19 protein-coding genes are annotated in these 16,554 nt (G+C 56.5%); 10 read left to right on the forward strand and 9 right to left on the reverse strand.

Features of this window, described 5'->3' with window-relative positions:
* Nucleotide 1 precedes the first annotated feature (1 nt).
* The 4 genes from nlpI (at nucleotide 2) to mtr (ending at nucleotide 4,346) form a co-directional block, all read left to right on the forward strand.
* Nucleotides 2-886, forward strand: coding sequence for a lipoprotein NlpI (nlpI, locus tag JY391_RS02995; RefSeq protein ID WP_042291827.1), 885 nt, complete (start codon nucleotides 2-4; stop codon nucleotides 884-886).
* 105 nt (nucleotides 887-991) lie between these two features.
* The gene (yrbN, locus tag JY391_RS03000) at nucleotides 992-1,072 is read left to right on the forward strand and encodes a protein YrbN (protein WP_010723222.1); all 81 of its coding nucleotides are present in this window, start codon (nucleotides 992-994) and stop codon (nucleotides 1,070-1,072) included.
* Nucleotides 1,065-2,957, forward strand: a complete 1,893-nt coding sequence (gene deaD / locus JY391_RS03005) for an ATP-dependent RNA helicase DeaD (protein WP_042291824.1) — start codon at nucleotides 1,065-1,067, stop codon at nucleotides 2,955-2,957. The genes yrbN and deaD overlap by 8 nt, the downstream gene beginning before the upstream one ends.
* Nucleotides 2,958-3,101: 144 nt before the next feature.
* Nucleotides 3,102-4,346: a tryptophan permease gene (mtr, locus tag JY391_RS03010; RefSeq protein WP_211935202.1), complete on the forward strand. Its 1,245-nt coding sequence runs from the start codon at nucleotides 3,102-3,104 to the stop codon at nucleotides 4,344-4,346.
* A gap of 43 nt (nucleotides 4,347-4,389) precedes the next feature.
* On the opposite strand, the gene JY391_RS03015 is transcribed toward mtr, so the two are convergent.
* The 3 genes from JY391_RS03015 to ubiU all read right to left on the reverse strand — a co-directional run bounded on the left by JY391_RS03015 (nucleotide 4,390) and on the right by ubiU (nucleotide 7,360).
* The gene (locus tag JY391_RS03015; RefSeq protein ID WP_042291820.1) at nucleotides 4,390-5,397 is read right to left on the reverse strand and encodes a luciferase-like monooxygenase; all 1,008 of its coding nucleotides are present in this window, start codon (nucleotides 5,395-5,397) and stop codon (nucleotides 4,390-4,392) included.
* Nucleotides 5,398-5,477: 80 nt separating this feature from the next.
* Nucleotides 5,478-6,356 (reverse strand): U32 family peptidase, encoded by an 879-nt coding sequence (locus JY391_RS03020; RefSeq protein WP_042291817.1) that lies wholly within the window; start codon nucleotides 6,354-6,356, stop codon nucleotides 5,478-5,480.
* An 8-nt stretch (nucleotides 6,357-6,364) separates the two neighbouring features.
* The gene (gene ubiU / locus JY391_RS03025) at nucleotides 6,365-7,360 is read right to left on the reverse strand and encodes a ubiquinone anaerobic biosynthesis protein UbiU (RefSeq protein ID WP_060571069.1); all 996 of its coding nucleotides are present in this window, start codon (nucleotides 7,358-7,360) and stop codon (nucleotides 6,365-6,367) included.
* Between the two features lie 220 nt (nucleotides 7,361-7,580).
* On the opposite strand from ubiU, the gene ubiT reads away from it, so the two are divergent.
* Both ubiT and JY391_RS03035 read left to right on the forward strand, forming a co-directional pair.
* Nucleotides 7,581-8,105, forward strand: a complete 525-nt coding sequence (ubiT, locus tag JY391_RS03030) for a ubiquinone anaerobic biosynthesis accessory factor UbiT (RefSeq protein WP_042291811.1) — start codon at nucleotides 7,581-7,583, stop codon at nucleotides 8,103-8,105.
* Nucleotides 8,099-8,602 carry a GNAT family N-acetyltransferase gene (locus JY391_RS03035; RefSeq protein WP_042291809.1) on the forward strand — a complete coding sequence of 168 codons (504 nt, stop codon included), beginning with the start codon at nucleotides 8,099-8,101 and terminating at the stop codon, nucleotides 8,600-8,602. Before ubiT ends, JY391_RS03035 begins: the two co-directional genes overlap by 7 nt.
* Here the strand turns inward: JY391_RS03035 and JY391_RS03040 are convergent.
* Complete coding sequence (locus JY391_RS03040; protein WP_042291807.1) at nucleotides 8,589-8,891, reverse strand: GIY-YIG nuclease family protein; 303 nt, start codon at nucleotides 8,889-8,891, stop codon at nucleotides 8,589-8,591. The two genes, JY391_RS03035 and JY391_RS03040, sit on opposite strands and share 14 nt — an antisense overlap.
* 52 nt (nucleotides 8,892-8,943) lie before the next feature.
* Here JY391_RS03040 and JY391_RS03045 point away from each other — a divergent pair, with 52 nt between their 5' ends.
* Nucleotides 8,944-9,387 (forward strand): YhbP family protein, encoded by a 444-nt coding sequence (locus tag JY391_RS03045; protein WP_181822488.1) that lies wholly within the window; start codon nucleotides 8,944-8,946, stop codon nucleotides 9,385-9,387.
* Here the strand turns inward: JY391_RS03045 and JY391_RS03050 are convergent.
* Entirely contained in the window at nucleotides 9,367-9,885 is a 519-nt protein-coding gene (locus JY391_RS03050) for a type 1 glutamine amidotransferase domain-containing protein (RefSeq protein WP_200035649.1), read from the reverse strand. The two genes, JY391_RS03045 and JY391_RS03050, sit on opposite strands and share 21 nt — an antisense overlap.
* Before the next feature lie 128 nt (nucleotides 9,886-10,013).
* Here JY391_RS03050 and JY391_RS03055 point away from each other — a divergent pair, with 128 nt between their 5' ends.
* Both JY391_RS03055 and JY391_RS03060 read left to right on the forward strand, forming a co-directional pair.
* Nucleotides 10,014-10,652, forward strand: coding sequence for an NAD(P)H-binding protein (locus JY391_RS03055; RefSeq protein ID WP_042291801.1), 639 nt, complete (start codon nucleotides 10,014-10,016; stop codon nucleotides 10,650-10,652).
* A gap of 138 nt (nucleotides 10,653-10,790) precedes the next feature.
* Nucleotides 10,791-11,828 (forward strand): permease, encoded by a 1,038-nt coding sequence (locus JY391_RS03060; protein WP_060571073.1) that lies wholly within the window; start codon nucleotides 10,791-10,793, stop codon nucleotides 11,826-11,828.
* Nucleotides 11,829-11,880: 52 nt separating this feature from the next.
* On the opposite strand, the gene dolP is transcribed toward JY391_RS03060, so the two are convergent.
* The 4 genes from dolP to JY391_RS03080 all read right to left on the reverse strand — a co-directional run bounded on the left by dolP (nucleotide 11,881) and on the right by JY391_RS03080 (nucleotide 15,625).
* The gene (gene dolP / locus JY391_RS03065; RefSeq protein ID WP_042291799.1) at nucleotides 11,881-12,456 is read right to left on the reverse strand and encodes a division/outer membrane stress-associated lipid-binding lipoprotein; all 576 of its coding nucleotides are present in this window, start codon (nucleotides 12,454-12,456) and stop codon (nucleotides 11,881-11,883) included.
* Nucleotides 12,457-12,465: 9 nt separating this feature from the next.
* Entirely contained in the window at nucleotides 12,466-13,056 is a 591-nt protein-coding gene (diaA, locus tag JY391_RS03070) for a DnaA initiator-associating protein DiaA (RefSeq protein WP_012135279.1), read from the reverse strand.
* Nucleotides 13,057-13,217: 161 nt separating this feature from the next.
* Nucleotides 13,218-13,613 carry a YraN family protein gene (locus JY391_RS03075; protein WP_042291797.1) on the reverse strand — a complete coding sequence of 132 codons (396 nt, stop codon included), beginning with the start codon at nucleotides 13,611-13,613 and terminating at the stop codon, nucleotides 13,218-13,220.
* Nucleotides 13,571-15,625, reverse strand: a complete 2,055-nt coding sequence (locus JY391_RS03080) for a penicillin-binding protein activator (protein ID WP_211935203.1) — start codon at nucleotides 15,623-15,625, stop codon at nucleotides 13,571-13,573. Before JY391_RS03080 ends, JY391_RS03075 begins: the two co-directional genes overlap by 43 nt.
* Before the next feature lie 64 nt (nucleotides 15,626-15,689).
* Here JY391_RS03080 and rsmI point away from each other — a divergent pair, with 64 nt between their 5' ends.
* On the forward strand, nucleotides 15,690-16,550 hold the full coding sequence (gene rsmI, locus JY391_RS03085) for a 16S rRNA (cytidine(1402)-2'-O)-methyltransferase (protein WP_211935204.1): 861 nt from the start codon (nucleotides 15,690-15,692) through the stop codon (nucleotides 16,548-16,550).
* Nucleotides 16,551-16,554 lie beyond the last annotated feature (4 nt).

Raw genomic sequence — 16,554 nt, forward strand, 5'->3', positions numbered from 1 at the left:
AATGAAGCCTTTTTTGCGCTGGTGTTTCGTAGCGACAGCACTCACGCTGGCAGGATGCAGTAACTCCGCCTGGCGTAAGAGTGAAGTCCTCGCAGTACCATTGCAACCGACTTTGCAGCAGGAAGTGATTCTGGCACGCATGGAACAAATCCTTGCCAGTCGGGCTTTAACCGATGACGAACGCGCGCAGCTTTTATATGAGCGCGGAGTGTTGTATGATAGTCTCGGTCTGAGGGCATTAGCGCGAAATGATTTTTCACAAGCGCTGGCAATCCGACCGGATATGCCTGAAGTATTCAATTACTTAGGTATATATTTAACGCAGGCAGGCAATTTTGATGCTGCCTATGAAGCGTTTGATTCTGTACTTGAGCTTGATCCAACTTACAACTACGCGCACTTAAATCGCGGTATCGCATTGTATTACGGCGGTCGCGACAAGTTAGCGCAAGATGATCTGCTGGCGTTTTATCAAGACGATCCCAATGATCCTTTCCGCAGCCTGTGGCTTTATCTCGCTGAGCAGAAGCTCGATGAGAAGCAGGCGAAAGAAGCGTTAAAACAGCGCTTCGAGAAATCGGATAAAGAACAATGGGGATGGAACATTGTCGAGTTCTACCTGGGCGACATTAGCGAATCCACGCTAATGGAAAAGCTTAAGGCAGACGCAACGGATAACACCTCGCTCGCTGAGCATCTCAGTGAAACCAACTTCTATTTAGGTAAGTACTACCTAAGTCTGGGGGATTTGGACAGCGCTACGGCTCTGTTCAAACTGGCGGTGGCTAACAACGTTCATAACTTTGTTGAGCACCGATATGCATTGTTGGAATTATCGCTCCTGGGCCAGGACCAAGATGACCTGGCAGAATCGGACCAGCAATAGCTGACGTACACATCAGCCCGTAATCTTATTGATTGCCATCACCTTCACGGGTGAGGGCGTTGTTGTTCGTTAATACACCTACTTTGAGCCGGTTCACACTTTTCAATGAAAATTGCAGATCAATTTCATGATGAGTTATGTAGACTGGCCGCCATTAATTTTGAGGCACACGTACTACATGGCTGAATTCGAAACCACTTTTGCAGATCTGGGCCTGAAGGCTCCTATCCTTGAAGCCCTTAACGATCTGGGTTACGAAAAACCATCTCCAATCCAGGCAGAGTGCATTCCGCATCTGCTGGGTGGTCGCGATGTTCTGGGTATGGCCCAGACCGGTAGCGGCAAAACCGCAGCGTTCTCTTTACCGCTGCTCAACAATCTTGATCCTGAGCTGAAGGCACCTCAGATTCTGGTGCTGGCACCGACCCGCGAACTGGCGGTTCAGGTTGCTGAAGCCATGACAGATTTCTCTAAACATATGCGCGGCGTAAACGTGGTAGCCCTGTATGGCGGCCAGCGTTATGACGTGCAGTTACGCGCCCTGCGTCAGGGGCCGCAGATCGTCGTCGGTACGCCGGGTCGTCTGCTTGATCACTTAAAACGCGGTACCCTTGACCTGTCTCGCCTGAGCGGTCTGGTACTGGACGAAGCCGATGAGATGCTGCGTATGGGCTTCATCGAGGACGTCGAAACTATCATGGCGCAGATCCCGGAAGGTCATCAGACCGCGCTGTTCTCTGCCACCATGCCGGAAGCGATTCGTCGCATTACCCGCCGCTTTATGAAAGAGCCGCAGGAAGTGCGCATTCAGTCCAGCGTGACAACCCGTCCTGACATCAGCCAGAGCTACTGGACCGTCTGGGGCATGCGTAAAAACGAAGCGCTGGTGCGTTTCCTGGAAGCAGAAGATTTTGATGCGGCGATTATCTTCGTTCGTACCAAAAACGCGACCCTGGAAGTGGCGGAAGCGCTGGAGCGTAACGGCTATAACAGCGCCGCGCTGAACGGTGACATGAACCAGGCGCTGCGTGAGCAGACGCTGGAACGCCTGAAAGATGGTCGTCTGGACATCCTGATCGCGACCGACGTTGCCGCCCGCGGCCTGGACGTTGAGCGTATCAGCCTGGTCGTCAACTACGACATCCCGATGGATTCCGAGTCTTACGTTCACCGTATCGGCCGTACGGGCCGCGCCGGTCGTGCGGGTCGCGCGCTGCTGTTCGTTGAGAACCGCGAGCGTCGTCTGCTGCGTAACATCGAACGCACCATGAAGCTGACCATTCCGGAAGTGGAACTGCCGAACGCAGAGCTGCTGGGCAAACGCCGTCTGGAAAAATTCGCCGCGAAAGTACAGCAACAGCTGGAAAGCAGCGACCTGGATCAGTACCGTGCGCTGCTGGCGAAAATCCAGCCGACCGAAGAAGGCGAAGAGCTGGATCTCGAAACGCTGGCCGCTGCGCTGCTGAAAATGGCGCAGGGTGAACGTACCCTGATCGTTCCGCCGGATGCGCCAATGCGTCCTAAGCGTGAGTTCCGCGACCGCGATGACCGTGGTCCGCGTGACCGCAACGATCGTGGTCCGCGTGGCGACCGAGAAGATCGTCCGCGTCGTGAACGTCGCGACGTAGGTGATATGCAGCTGTACCGCATTGAAGTGGGCCGTGATGATGGCGTGGAAGTGCGTCATATCGTGGGTGCGATTGCCAACGAAGGTGATATCAGCAGCCGTTACATTGGTAACATCAAGCTGTTCGCTTCTCACTCCACCATTGAACTGCCGAAAGGCATGCCGGGAGAAGTGCTGCAGCACTTTACGCGTACCCGCATCCTGAACAAGCCGATGAACATGCAGCTGCTGGGCGATGCACAGCCGCACACTGAACGTCGTGGCGGTGGTCGTGGCTTCGGTGGCGAACGCCGTGAAGGCGGTCGTGGCGAAGGTCGCGGTTTCGGCGGCGAGCGTCGCGAAGGCGGTCGCGGTGATGGACGTCGCTTCAGCGGCGAGCGTCGCGAAGGTCGTGCTCCACGTCGTGAAGAGGGTTCAAGCCGTCGCCGTTTTGGTGACGCGTAAATCCCGCGCTGACTAACGTAAAGTAAAAGATACAGGCCCCGATAAAATTATCGGGGCTTTTTTTATTCCCTTTGTACTATTGTACTGGTACAGTGCAGCGTATTAAAATTCAGTCGCAAAAGAATTCACTGGAGATCGGGCTGTATGGCAACACTAACCACCACCCAAACGTCACCGTCGCTGCTTGGCGGCGTGGTGATCATCGGCGGCACTATTATTGGCGCAGGGATGTTCTCTCTGCCGGTGGTTATGGCAGGTAGCTGGTTTTTCTGGTCCATGGCAGCGCTGGTCTTTACCTGGTTTTGCATGCTGCATTCCGGGCTGATGATCCTTGAAGCCAACCTGAACTACCGTATTGGCGCCAGCTTTGACACCATCACCAAAGACCTGCTGGGTAAAGGCTGGAACGTGGTCAACGGCATTTCGATAGCCTTTGTGCTTTATATTCTGACCTATGCCTACATTTCGGCGAGCGGCTCGATTCTGCATCACACCTTCGCTGAAATGTCGCTGAATGTGCCAGCTCGGGCGGCAGGCTTCGGCTTTGCGCTGTTGGTGGCGTTTGTGGTGTGGATGAGTACAAAAGCAGTAAGCCGGATGACGGCAATTGTACTGGGCGCGAAGGTGATCACCTTCTTCCTGACTTTCGGCAGCCTGCTTGGGCACGTCAACCCAACCACGCTGTTTAACGTCGCGGAAAGCAACGCCACCTATACGCCGTACCTGTTGATGACGCTGCCGTTTTGTCTGGCGTCATTTGGCTACCACGGCAACGTGCCGAGCCTGATGAAGTACTACGGCAAAGATCCGCGCACGATTGTGAAGTGTCTGGTCTACGGTACGCTGCTGGCGTTGGTGCTGTACAGCGTCTGGCTGCTGGGGACGATGGGCAATATTCCACGTCCGGAATTTATCGGCATTGAGCAGAAGGGCGGCAATATTGATGTGCTGGTGCAGGCGCTGAGCGGCGTACTGAACAGCCGCAGTCTGGATCTGCTGCTGGTAGTCTTCTCCAACTTCGCGGTGGCGAGTTCGTTCCTCGGCGTCACGCTTGGTCTGTTTGATTATCTTGCGGATCTGTTTGGCTTTGACGACTCAGCGATGGGGCGTTTCAAAACCGCGCTGTTGACCTTTGTTCCACCGGTGGTGGGCGGCCTGCTGTGGCCGAACGGATTCCTGTACGCGATTGGCTACGCAGGACTGGCGGCGACGATCTGGGCGGCGATTGTCCCGGCGCTGCTGGCGCGTAAATCACGTGAACGCTTCGGTAGCCCAACATTCCGCGTCTGGGGCGGCAAACCGATGATTGCGCTGATCCTGGTGTTCGGCGTGGGCAACGCGCTGGTGCATATGCTGTCGAGCTTTAATTTATTGCCGGTGTATCAATAGCGATAATGCCCGGCAGGCGTAGCGCCACCGGGCAAACCCCTGTTTACCCCACCAGTTCCTCTTTCACCTGCATGGCAAGATCGAAGGAGTGCAGACGCGCCTGATGATCGAAAATTTGGCCATTAACCATAATCTCATCGGCCTGCGTTTCCCGCAGAATGGATTCCAGACCGTGGCGGACTTTCGCTTTATCCCCCACCAGCGACATGCTCAGCGCCTGTTGTACGCCGTACTGTTCTGACGGCGACCAGAACTGATCCATATTCTGAATGGGCGGCGGAAGCTGGCCCGTTTCGCCACGGCGAAGTTTCACAAACGCCTGCTGCATTGAGGTAAACAGATATTCCGCATCACGGGTGCTGTCGGCGGCGATGATATTAATGCACACCATCGCGTACGGTTTTTCCAGTCGCGCGGAGGGTTTGAACTGAGTACGGTACAGATGTAGCGCCTGGAATAGCATATCCGGCGCGAAGTGGGAGGCGAACGCAAACGGCAGACCAAGCTGCGCCGCCAGCTGCGCGCTGTACAGGCTGGAACCCAACAGCCACACCGGGATCTGCTCGCCGTAGCCGGGCACCGGACGTACTTGCGGGTTGGGGTGGCAGGCGTCAAACCACTCCACCAGCTCCGCCACGTCGCGCGGGAAGTTATCGATATCGCCGCCCATATGACGACGCAGCGCGCGCATCGTGGGCTGATCGCTGCCCGGTGCGCGGCCGAGACCCAGATCAATGCGTCCCGGATACAGGGTGTTGAGCGTACCGAACTGCTCGGCAATCACCAGCGGTGAATGGTTGGGTAGCATCACGCCGCCGGAACCCAGATGCAACGTGCTGGTATTCGCCGCCAGGTAACCAATCAGCACCGAGGTTGCCGCACTCGCGATGCCGGTCATGTTGTGGTGTTCCGCCAGCCAGTAGCGATGATAGCCGCGCTTTTCCGCCAGACGCGCGAGGTCCAGCGAGTGTGAGAATGCCTCTTTGGCCGAGGCCCCTTCAGGGATCGGCGCCAGATCCAGCACCGAGAATGGAATGGTTTTGTCAGTCATAACGGCTCACTTTGTTCCGGTTAATCTTGTCATACTGCATTAAAGATTAGCGAATGTTGTTAACAAAGTGAGCTGTTTTATCAGGCTTCCAGCGTCAGCCCGGCGAGCCGCTTCCAGTAGCCGTTGCAATCGCTGTGCGCAGCGAGCGGCAGCGGCGATGCGCCGTTTTCGTTGGCGCGGAAGGCGTCCAGCATGGCGAACGTCCCGGTGTCGAGCGGCGACAAACGAACGATATCCACCAGTCCCTGCATCGACGTCAGTTCGTTACCAAGATTATAGACATAGCCGCTCATGGTCTGAATGCCATTCAGTACAAACACCTGCTGATTCTCCTGGGAGAGCACGTCGCGGCCATTCGGATAGTTGATGCAGCAGGTTTCACACTCATCTTTCGGACGATCTTCCGAACGGGCGGTAAAGCAGCGAGCGGAATATGCCAGCGGCAGATGGCCGTAGCTCAGCACCTCGACTTCAAACTGGTTGCGAATGCCCAGCTCATCGCACTGCTCCAGCAGGTTAGCCAGCCAGTCGCGGGAAAGCTCTACCGGCATACACCAGCGTACCATTCCCTGTTTGAGCAGCAGGCGCAGCGTCACCGCGTTATAGCAGTTCAGCGCATGTCCGGCGACAAACGGCAGCTTGCGCTCGGCGCACATGTTTACCACGCCGAGATCGCTCGCTTCCAGCAAAAACTCGCCGTTTTCCACGTAGCGTTTCAGTTCGTTCAGCTCAGACGAGGCCTGCACCAGCGCCAGCGTCGAAAGCACCACCTGCTTGCCGCTGCCGGCGAGCGATTTCGCCATCTCCAGCCAGTCGCCCACTTTAGTGGCGCGGCGTTTGCTGCACACCGCTTCACCCAGATAAATCACGTCAGCGCTGCTTTGCGCCGCCTGTTGATAAAAATCTTCCAGTGTTTCTTTCGGCCAGTAATAAAGCACCGGCCCCAGGGAATATTTCATTGCTTCTCTCACTGCCATTTCCGGTGATACGCGCCAAGCGTGGTCTGGGTGCCTTCGGACATCGCGCCGAGCGTCTCCATCCATGCGCTTTGCGGCGCAAAGTTTTGCGGGTCGGCCAGACAGCGGTCGATCGCCTGACGCCACACTTTCGCCACCTGGCTTACGTATGCCGGGCTGCGCTGGCGTCCTTCGATTTTCACCGACGCAATGTTCGCCGCCAGCAGTTCCGGCAGCAGTTCCAGCGTATTCAGGCTGGTGGGTTCTTCCAGCGCGTGATAGCGCTCGCCGCCGACGAGATAGCGGCCTTTACACAGTGTCGGATACCCGGCGTTTTCGCCGTCCTGGTAGCGGTCTATCAGCACATCGTTCAGGCGGGATTCCAGTCCCTGCCCGGTTTGCTGCCAGCGAACAAAACGGGCGGGGGAGCAGGCTCCTACCGTATTCGGCGATTCGCCGGTTAAATACGACGACAGGTAGCAGCGACCCTCCGCCATAATGCACAGGCTACCGAACGCAAAGACCTCGAGTGGTACTGGCGTGGCGCGGGCAAGTTGCTTCACCTGGTGAATGGACAGCACGCGGGGCAGCACCACACGTGCGACGTCGAAGTTGCGATGGTAGAAGTTCACCGCTTCTTCGTTGGTCGCCGATGCCTGAACGGAGACATGGCGCTCAATATGCGGATAACGTTCTGCGGCATACTCAAGCATGGCAAGGTCGGCGAGGATCAGCGCGTCGGCGCCCAGTTGCGCCGCCATATCGACAGCGCGCTGCCAGCGGGCATAGCCGTCCGGATGCGCAAAGGTGTTGATGGCGATATGCAGCTTGCGGCGATGTTGATGGACAAAACTCACCGCTTCCTGCAGTTTCTTCTCGGTAAAGTTAAGGCCGGCGAAGTGACGGGCATTGGTATCATCTTTCAGCCCGATATAGACGGCGTCAGCGCCGTTTTCGATGGCCGCCTTAAGCGCCGGGAGATTTCCGGCAGGGCAGAGCAGCTCCATAATTTATCCTGAAGGTAGCGCCGCCTGGGACGCATAATTGTTAACGAACTGGGATTTTAGTTAACCTTGCTGCGACAATTTTTGATTTAAGGCAGTTAAAGTCGTATTGATATCAGCAATAAAGAGGTACGGTTAACGCATACAATTGTTGATTTACGCCGCTATGTCGTTTATCTGATATGGCAAAATGGCAGGACTACGGAAACAGGGAGTAAAGCTCGTGTTAGATAAACTGCGTTCACGCTTAGTGCATTTTGGTCCGTCTCTGATGAGCGTGCCGGTTAAACTGACGCCCTTTGCGCTGAAGCGCCAGGTTCTGGAACAGGTCCTGAGCTGGCAGTTTCGCCAGGCGCTGGCAGACGGGGAGCTGGCGTTCCTCGAAGGCCGTTGGTTAAGCATTACGGTTAGCGATATTGGCCTTCAATGGTATACCTCTGTTGAAAATGACAAGCTGATCGTCAGTCAGCACGCGCAGGCCGACGTCAGTTTTCGCGCCGAAGCCAGCGATCTGCTGATGATCGCCGCGCGTAAGCAGGATCCGGATACGCTCTTTTTCCAGCGTCGGCTGGTCATTGAAGGGGATACGGAGTTAGGGTTGTATGTGAAAAACCTGATGGACGCCATTGAGCTGGAGCAAATGCCAAAAGCCTTACGCGTGCTGCTGCTACAGGTGGCGGATTTTGTTGAGGCGGGACTGAAGCACTCGCCGGAAACCAAACAGACATCGGTAGGTGAACCATGCTGATTCGAGTAGAAATTCCAATTGACGCGCCGGGGATTGATGCCCTGTTGCGTCGTTCATTCGAAAGCGATGCGGAAGCAAAACTGGTTCACGATCTGCGTGAAGATGGTTTTCTGACGCTCGGTCTGGTCGCCACGGACGACGAAGGTCAGGTGGTGGGTTACGTCGCGTTTAGCCCGGTCGATGTACAGGGCGAAGACCTGCAATGGGTGGGGATGGCGCCGCTGGCGGTGGATGAACACTACCGTGGGCAAGGGCTGGCTCGTCAACTGGTCTACGAAGGACTCGATTCCCTCAACGAATTTGGCTATGCCGCCGTCGTCACGCTGGGCGATCCGGCACTGTATAGCCGTTTTGGTTTTGAACTGGCCGCCCATTACGATCTACACTGCCGCTGGCCGGGCACGGAGAGCGCGTTCCAGGTGCATCGTTTAGCTGAAGATGCGCTGAAGGGCGTGACGGGGCGGGTTGAGTATCACGAACACTTTAATCGCTTTTAAGCGCCGTGGTTTGCAGGTCGTTGAGTAACGCTGCAAAACCGTCGCCATTCGCCACCAGGCGCTCTTTTTGACGCTTGGTGAGCTGTTTAATGCGGTATTCCATGCGCAGCGCCAGCGAGCGATCGCCCACCTGCGCGGAAAACGCCAGCGTCAGCTCACCCTTTCCCCGCAGCGCCTTCGCGCCTTTTCCACTCTGATGCTGTTGATAGCGGCGCGCCACATCGGTGGTGATACCGGTATACAGCGCATTATCCGCAGTACGGATCAAATAGAGAAACCAGGGTGTCATCGTGACCTTCTGCGTGTTACGTTTCTGGCTCCCAGTATAAAAGAGAACAGCAATGGAAACACTCACTGCGATTAGCCGCTGGCTGGCAAAACAACACGTTGTGACCTGGTGCGTCCAGCATGAAGGGGAACTCTGGTGCGCCAACGCGTTTTACCTTTATGATGCGCAGAAGGTGGTTTTTTACCTGCTGACAGAAGACAAAACCCGCCACGCGCAGATGTCGGGGCCGCGAGCGAAGGTCGCCGGGACGGTAAACGGTCAGCCCAAATCAGTAGCGCTTATTCGCGGTGTGCAATTTACAGGTGAAATTCGCCGACTGGACGGTGAAGAAAGCGACGCGGCGCGTAACGCCTATCATCGCCGCTTTCCGGTTGCCAGAATGCTGTCAGCGCCAGTCTGGGAGATCCGGCTGGATGAACTCAAGTTCACCGACAACACGCTGGGCTTTGGCAAAAAACTTCACTGGTTAAGGCAGTCAGGCGCCGAGGATACGTAACGCCTCGCGGTTAAACGCCGGCAGATCGTCAGGGGTTCGGCTGGTGACCAGTTGGTCTTTATCCACCACCACTTCCTGATCGAAGAATTCCGCCCCGGCGTTCTTCACGTCAATCACAATGGGTTTAACGGCGGTGAGCTTGCGCCCGCGAATGACGTCCGCGCTGATCAGTAACTGTGGGCCGTGGCAAATGGCAAAAACCGGCTTTCCGGTGTTCACAAAGTCGCGTGTGAAGGTGACGAAGCGATCGTCGCCGCGCAGGTAATCCGGTGAATGGCCGCCGGGCAGCAGCAGGGCGTCAAAGTCGGCAGGGCTGACATCATCAATGGCTTTATCGATGGTGACGCTGGCTTCGCCTTTTTTCCCTTTTACCGTTTTCCCCGCCTGCTTCTCAATGGTGATGACCTCGTGTCCGGCCTGACGAAATTCTGCTGCGGGTGAAGTAAATTCGGAATCTTCAAACTCGTCAGTGATTAAAACGGCTATCTTCTTGCTCATGCTTCCTCCGCGGTGTTGGCATTGGATAAGGCAAATTTTCCATGATGAGGGATAATTACCTTGTGAATGAATAAGTCTGGTCGATGAGACTGAGAGTGCAAGTTGGACAATTCTGTAAAGGGGTGAGGATGAGTCAGGTATTGATTACAGGCGCGACGGGGCTGGTAGGCGGTCATCTGCTGAGAATGCTGCTTAATGAACCGAGAATCCATTCGATTGCCGCACCCACGCGTCGTCCGCTGGCTGACATGCCTGGCGTGTACAATCCTCACGATCCGCAACTGACCGATGCGCTGGCGCAGGTGACGGATCCGGTGGATATTGTTTTCTGCTGCCTGGGGACCACCCGGCGCGAGGCGGGAAGCAAAGAGGCGTTTGTCCATGCAGATTATACGCTGGTGGTGGATACCGCGCTGACCGGACGGCGGCTTGGCGCACAGCACATGCTGGTAGTCAGCTCAATGGGCGCTAATGCCCGCTCGCCCTTTTTCTACAATCGGGTAAAAGGGGAGATGGAAGAGGCGCTCATCGCGCAGGACTGGCCGCGGCTGACCATTGTCCGCCCGTCTATGCTGCTGGGGGACCGGGCGAAACATCGAATGAACGAAACCCTTTTTGCGCCGCTGTTCCGGCTGCTTCCGGGTAACTGGAAGTCGATAGAGGCGAGGGATGTGGCGCGGGCGATGCTGGCAGAGGCGCTGGCGCCCGAAAAAGAGGGGGTAACAATTCTTAGTTCTGCGCAGTTGCGGGAAAAAGCGGCGCAATAGGCTTTCGCATCGTGCCGGAAGCCAACGCGTTGCGTCTTATCCGGCATTCGGCATCAGGCAAAAAAACGACATTTCCAAACATTTCCCAAAGGCGTAGTATTCACCGGCAAAATATTCTAACACTCCCTGGGGAATGCTATGACTGGTCAGTCTTCATCTCAGGCGGCAACGCCAATGCAATGGTGGAAACCCGCTCTTTTCTTTCTCGTTGTTATCGTCGGTCTCTGGTATGTGAAATGGCAACCGTATTACGGTAAAGCTTTTACTGCCGCCGAAACTCACAGTATCGGCCAATCCATTCTGGCGCAGGCGGATGCGAATCCGTGGCAGGCAGCCTGGGATTACGCCATGGTCTATTTCCTCGCCGTCTGGAAAGCGGCGGCGCTGGGGGTGATTCTCGGCTCATTAATCCAGGTGTTGATCCCGCGAGACTGGCTGCTGCGCACGCTGGGGCAATCGCGCTTTCGCGGTACGCTGTTTGGCACGCTGTTTTCTTTGCCCGGAATGATGTGTACCTGCTGCGCCGCGCCAGTGGCGGCAGGAATGCGCCGTCAGCAAGTGTCAATGGGCGGCGCGCTGGCCTTCTGGCTGGGAAACCCACTGCTTAACCCGGCGACGTTGGTCTTTATGGGCTTTGTGCTTGGCTGGCATTTCGCGGCGATTCGCCTGGTTGCCGGGCTGGCAATGGTGCTGGTGGTGGCGACGCTGGTGCAAAAATGGGTGAAAGAGCCTGCGCAAACCGATCTGCCGATCGAGATCGCCGCGCCGCAAGCGCAGGGTGGGTTCTTTGCGCGTTGGGGTAAAGCGCTGTGGACGCTGTTCTGGAATACTATTCCGGTCTATATTCTGGCGGTGCTGGTTCTCGGCGCGGCGCGCGTCTGGTTGTTTCCGCACGCCGATGGCGCCATTGATAACAGCCTGATGTGGATCATCGCGTTGGCGGTAGCCGGATGCCTGTTCGTGATCCCGACGGCGGCGGAAATTCCGATTGTGCAAACGATGATGCTGGCCGGTATGGGCACCGCGCCCGCGCTGGCGTTGTTGATGACGCTTCCGGCGGTGAGCTTGCCGTCGCTGATCATGCTGCGCAAAGCATTCCCGGCAAAAGCGCTGTGGCTGACGGGGGGGCTGGTGGCGATATCGGGGGTGATTGTCGGCTGTCTTGCGCGAGTGTGACGTGGGATTGCTACCCTGCCTACGTGAGCCATCACGTAGGCAGGTTGATGTGTTATTTAATAAAGGTAAACGCGGTGGTGACACGCTTCACGCCGCTCACCCGGCTGGCGATGTCGGCTGCGGCTTTGGCTTCACGTTCAGTCACCAGACCCAGCAGGAACACTTCGCCGTTTTCGGTGGTCACTTTCACGTTAGAGGATTTCACCTGGTCGCTGGTGAGTAACTGAGAGCGTACTTTGGTGGTGATCCAGGTGTCGTTGGAGGCGGTTCCGAGGCCAATTGGCTGGCCCTGACGGATCTCGTTAAAGACTTCGGTTGTGCCTTCCACGCCCATTGCGATCTGTTTGGCGCGCGATGACAGTTCGCTGTTAGGCGACTGACCCACCAGCAGCACCTTGCCCTGATAAGCCGTCACGTTAATCCGCGCTTCTTTCTTAATTTGTTCGTCTTTCGACAGCGCGCTGTTCACGCGCAGTTCCAGGGTTCCATCATCCACCTGGGTGCCGACGCTACGCGGGTCGGTTGCTGCTTTGGTTCCCACCGCTGCGGTACCGACTACGGCGGCAGCGACACAGCCTTGCAACAGCAGCGCAGAAATAAGGACTGCGATTGGCGATAAAGCCTTCATGTAAACTCCTTAATCATCCTGGTGAGGGAAAAGCGTGTTATCGATCAGATCGCACAAACAATTTACCGTCAGCATATGCATCTCCTGAATGCGCGCGCTATGGTGAGACGGTATGCGGATTTCAACGTCCTGCGGCCCTAACAGCCCGGCCAGCTCTCCTCCGTCATACCCGGTCAGCGCCACAATCGTCATATCACGCGTGACGGCGGCTTCTACGGCTTTTACGATATCGCGACTGTTGCCGCGCGTCGAAATAGCCAATAAAACATCGCCCGCATGTCCCAGCGCCCGGACCTGTTTTGCATAGATTTCATCATGCAGGCGATCGTTGGCAATCGCAGTTAAGACCACGTTATCGGTATTTAGTGCGATAGCGGGTAAACTGGGACGCTCTGTCTCAAAACGGTTGATCATGCTGGCAGCAAAATGCTGTGCATTGGCAGCGGATGTCCCATTACCACAACAGAGGATTTTGTTGCCATTCAGCAGCGAGTGTACCAGCGTCATGGCGGCGCGGGAGATCGCATCCGGGAGCGCTTCAGCCGCAGCTATCTGAGTTTGAATGCTTTCTGTAAAGCAGACTTTAATTCTGTCTAACACGCGAATCCTTAAGTCCCTGCTATAAGGCTATTTTATTTGCCATTTGTCCCTGGCAAGCGCTCACCCTCCGCACGTACGACACGTACGCTCCGGGTGTTCCGCGCTGTCCGCCCGGACTGGCGGCAACAATGACGCCTTATAAGCAGGAACTGGTTTAAGTATCATGAGCAGTCGTTAAAGGCATCCCTTAACCACTCAACATCATTTCCGGTGAAGGCTAACACATCGAACCGGCAATCCACAGTATCAAAACTCCCATTGTGGCGCGCGAGCCACAAGCGGGCAGTGTGTAATAATTTGCGTTGTTTGCTCCGGGTCACACTGGCCGCCGCGCCGCCGAAGGCTGCTGAGCGGCGGTAGCGGACCTCAACAAAGACGGTCGTTTTACCTTCACGCATAATCAGATCAATTTCGCCGCCACGTTCGTTGACGTTGGCGGCGATAAACTGCAGTCCCTTGCGCTCGAGCCAGCGTCGCGCGGTGACTTCCCACGCGCCGCCGGTCTGTTTGCTCGTTAACTGGCCGGGACGATCTGCCCTTGCTGGTATTTGAGCCATGATAACTTCCTGTTAATCACACAGTCCTGATTAGCGGTCAGCGCGCCGGTGTTGCCGTTGATTTCAAAGCCCTGAACCTGACGCATCTGCGAGAAATGGTTCGCCAGCGTCCAGGCGTCAACGCCCATCGCGTACATGCGCGCCAGAGAGTAGTCGTTGCGTACCGCGCCGAGCGCCTGTTGCATCAGCGACGGATTGCCGCCAGCCAGCATTGGGATTTCGCTGTACTGTAAGCCTTCCATTTCCAGACGGAAGTCCGGTCCGGCATTTCCCTGTGCGCTACGGGAACTGGCGTAAAGCGTTGCGCCGCTCTGGCTGCCGTTGCGCATGGCGATCATCGGCTTAATAAACGCGATCTCGTTCGGTGTCGCCAGTATATAGACTGCGTCGACACGACCGCCGCTACCGGTAATTTGGGCCTCGGTTGGCGGCGCCGGAATGGTCAGATCGCCAATGGTCACCCCAGGCTGCGATGGCGCGCTGGCGGCGACCGGGCTACCGGTTAACGCGATGCCGGCGCCGCCGTTGACACCCATCCGTAACTCTGCGGTAGAACCGAATTTTTGCTGTAGCACGGTACCGCCGCCCAGCTTCAGCCATTCTTCAGCAAAAGCGTTGGCCACGCGATCGCCCAGCGCGCTGCGTGGGATCAGCAGCAGCGGCGACTGTTTACCCTCGTCACGAATGTGACGGGCGGCGTCGCGCGCTTCATCTTCCGGCGAGAGGGCGAAATAGCAGATATTGACGCGGTTCTGCACCGCTTCCGGCTGGTTTAGCGCCAGCACGTTCAGCGGGGTATTGCTCTTGATCAGCTCATCGACATTGCTTTTCAGCAGCGGGCCTACCACGATGCTCGCGCCATCCTGCTGAACCTGATTCAGGATCTGCGTCAGCGGCTGTGAGCTGGTGTCATAAATTTTGAGTTCCGCGGAGGGATTCGCCGCCGCGCTTGCCGTTACAGGCTGTGCAGGCGCTGTTTGCGGGGCGCTGGTCGGCGTGGGTTGCTGTGCTGGCTGCTCGTTGGTCAGGTCGTTCACCGACGCCTGAGACGGACTGGCGACGCCATCGGTTACCTGCGGCTGTTGTTCGGCTGGCGCAGGCGCCTCCACCGGCGCGGGCTGGGCGGCTGGCTGCGCGTCTACGGGCTGCGTGCCCTGGTTTTTCGCCGCTTCAAACCCTTGCTGGATGGTGCGGCCAAAAACGGCGGCCTGACCGTTCAGCGGCAGCAGCAGGGCGATTTTACTGGTGGACGCTGGCTTAAAGCTCTGCACATTCACCAATTGCGTCGGCAGCATTTTCGCTCCCGGGTTCTGTGGATAGCGTTTTTGCCAGTCTGTAATGCCCGCTTTCATCATGTCCGGATCGCTGCGGTTATCAAACCAGACCCGCTGCAGATCCAGCCAACCCTGCAGTACGTTTTCATCCGCATTGATAACCAACGCTTTCGCCTGATCCTGACTCATGGAGGTCAGCGCCTGCCAGGTGGCATCGATGTTCGCCTGTTTTTCTTTTGCGCCGAGCAGTGGTTCTTGGGCGATCAGCGCACGCAGGAGCGTCAGGGAAGGCTGTCCCTGTTCCGCGGCGATGCCGATTTGCCAGAAACGCAATTGTTGATTTTTATCCAGCGCGGAAATATCGATCTCGCCTAACTGTTTTTTCGCGCCGGCAACGTCCTGCTGCACGACCTTCACTTCTGCCCCCAGCAGCGCCTGCTCACGGCGCTGGGCGTCGTTCAGGTTCTGCGGCAGTTGATTAAACAGTTCGATAGCCTGCTGGTTTTTGCCCTCTTTCAGCAGGGCACGAATGGCGAGTAATTGCCAGTTGGTCTTGCTATCATCTGCGCTCTGCTGCATTTGCTGTAAATAAAAGCCAGAGTCAGCTTGCGCGCTGCCCTGCATGTGCGCAGTGCTTTGATCGGGCGCCTGGGTGCCACAGCCGGCGAAAATCAGTGCTGCCAGAATGACGGGCAGACAGCGCGCGGCTTTTAAACGAGAAAATGTTAAGGGTACCATACTGTATCCAGTGATATTTTTTATACGCAATGCTCAATATTAAATCGGCAATACGGACGACACAATGAAACAACACGAATCGGCGGATAAATATCCCGGCCAACTCTTTATTGTACCTACTCCCATCGGGAATTTGTCCGATATTACCCAACGTGCGCTCGAAGTTTTGCAAGCCGTTGATTTAATTGCCGCTGAAGACACCCGTCATACCGGTTTGCTGTTGCAGCATTTCGCGATTACCGCCCGCCTGTTCGCCCTGCACGACCATAACGAGCAACAAAAAGCCGATACGCTGGTGGCAAAGCTGAAAGAAGGGCAGAACATTGCGCTGGTATCAGATGCCGGAACGCCGCTGATTAACGATCCGGGTTATCACCTGGTGCGTACCTGCCGTGAGCAGGGGATCCGCGTGGTGCCGCTGCCGGGGCCCTGCGCGGCCATTGCGGCATTAAGCGCGGCGGGCTTGCCTTCTGATCGCTTCTGCTACGAAGGCTTTTTACCTGCAAAATCAAAGGGTCGGCGTGATGCACTCAAAGCCCTCGAAGCGGAACCGCGGACGCTGATTTTTTATGAATCGACTCACCGCCTGCTCGACAGTCTGGAAGATATGGTGGCGGTATGGGGAGGAGCCCGTTACGTCGTGCTGGCGCGAGAGCTGACCAAAACTTGGGAAACGATTCACGGCGCGCCGGTCGGCGAGCTGTTGGCGTGGGTGAAAGAGGACGAAAACCGCCGCAAGGGCGAGATGGTATTAATTGTCGAAGGGCATAAAGCGCAAGAAGACGAATTGCCCGCCGACGCCCTGCGCACGCTGGCGTTACTCCAGGCGGAGCTGCCGCTGAAGAAAGCCGCCGCGCTGGCGGCTGAAATTCACGGCGTGAAGAAAAACGCGTTGTATAAGTATGCGCTGGAGCAGCAGGACTAACGCT

The sequence above is a fragment of the Citrobacter sedlakii genome (assembly GCF_018128425.1).
Classification (GTDB): Bacteria; Pseudomonadota; Gammaproteobacteria; order Enterobacterales; family Enterobacteriaceae; genus Citrobacter_A; species Citrobacter_A sedlakii.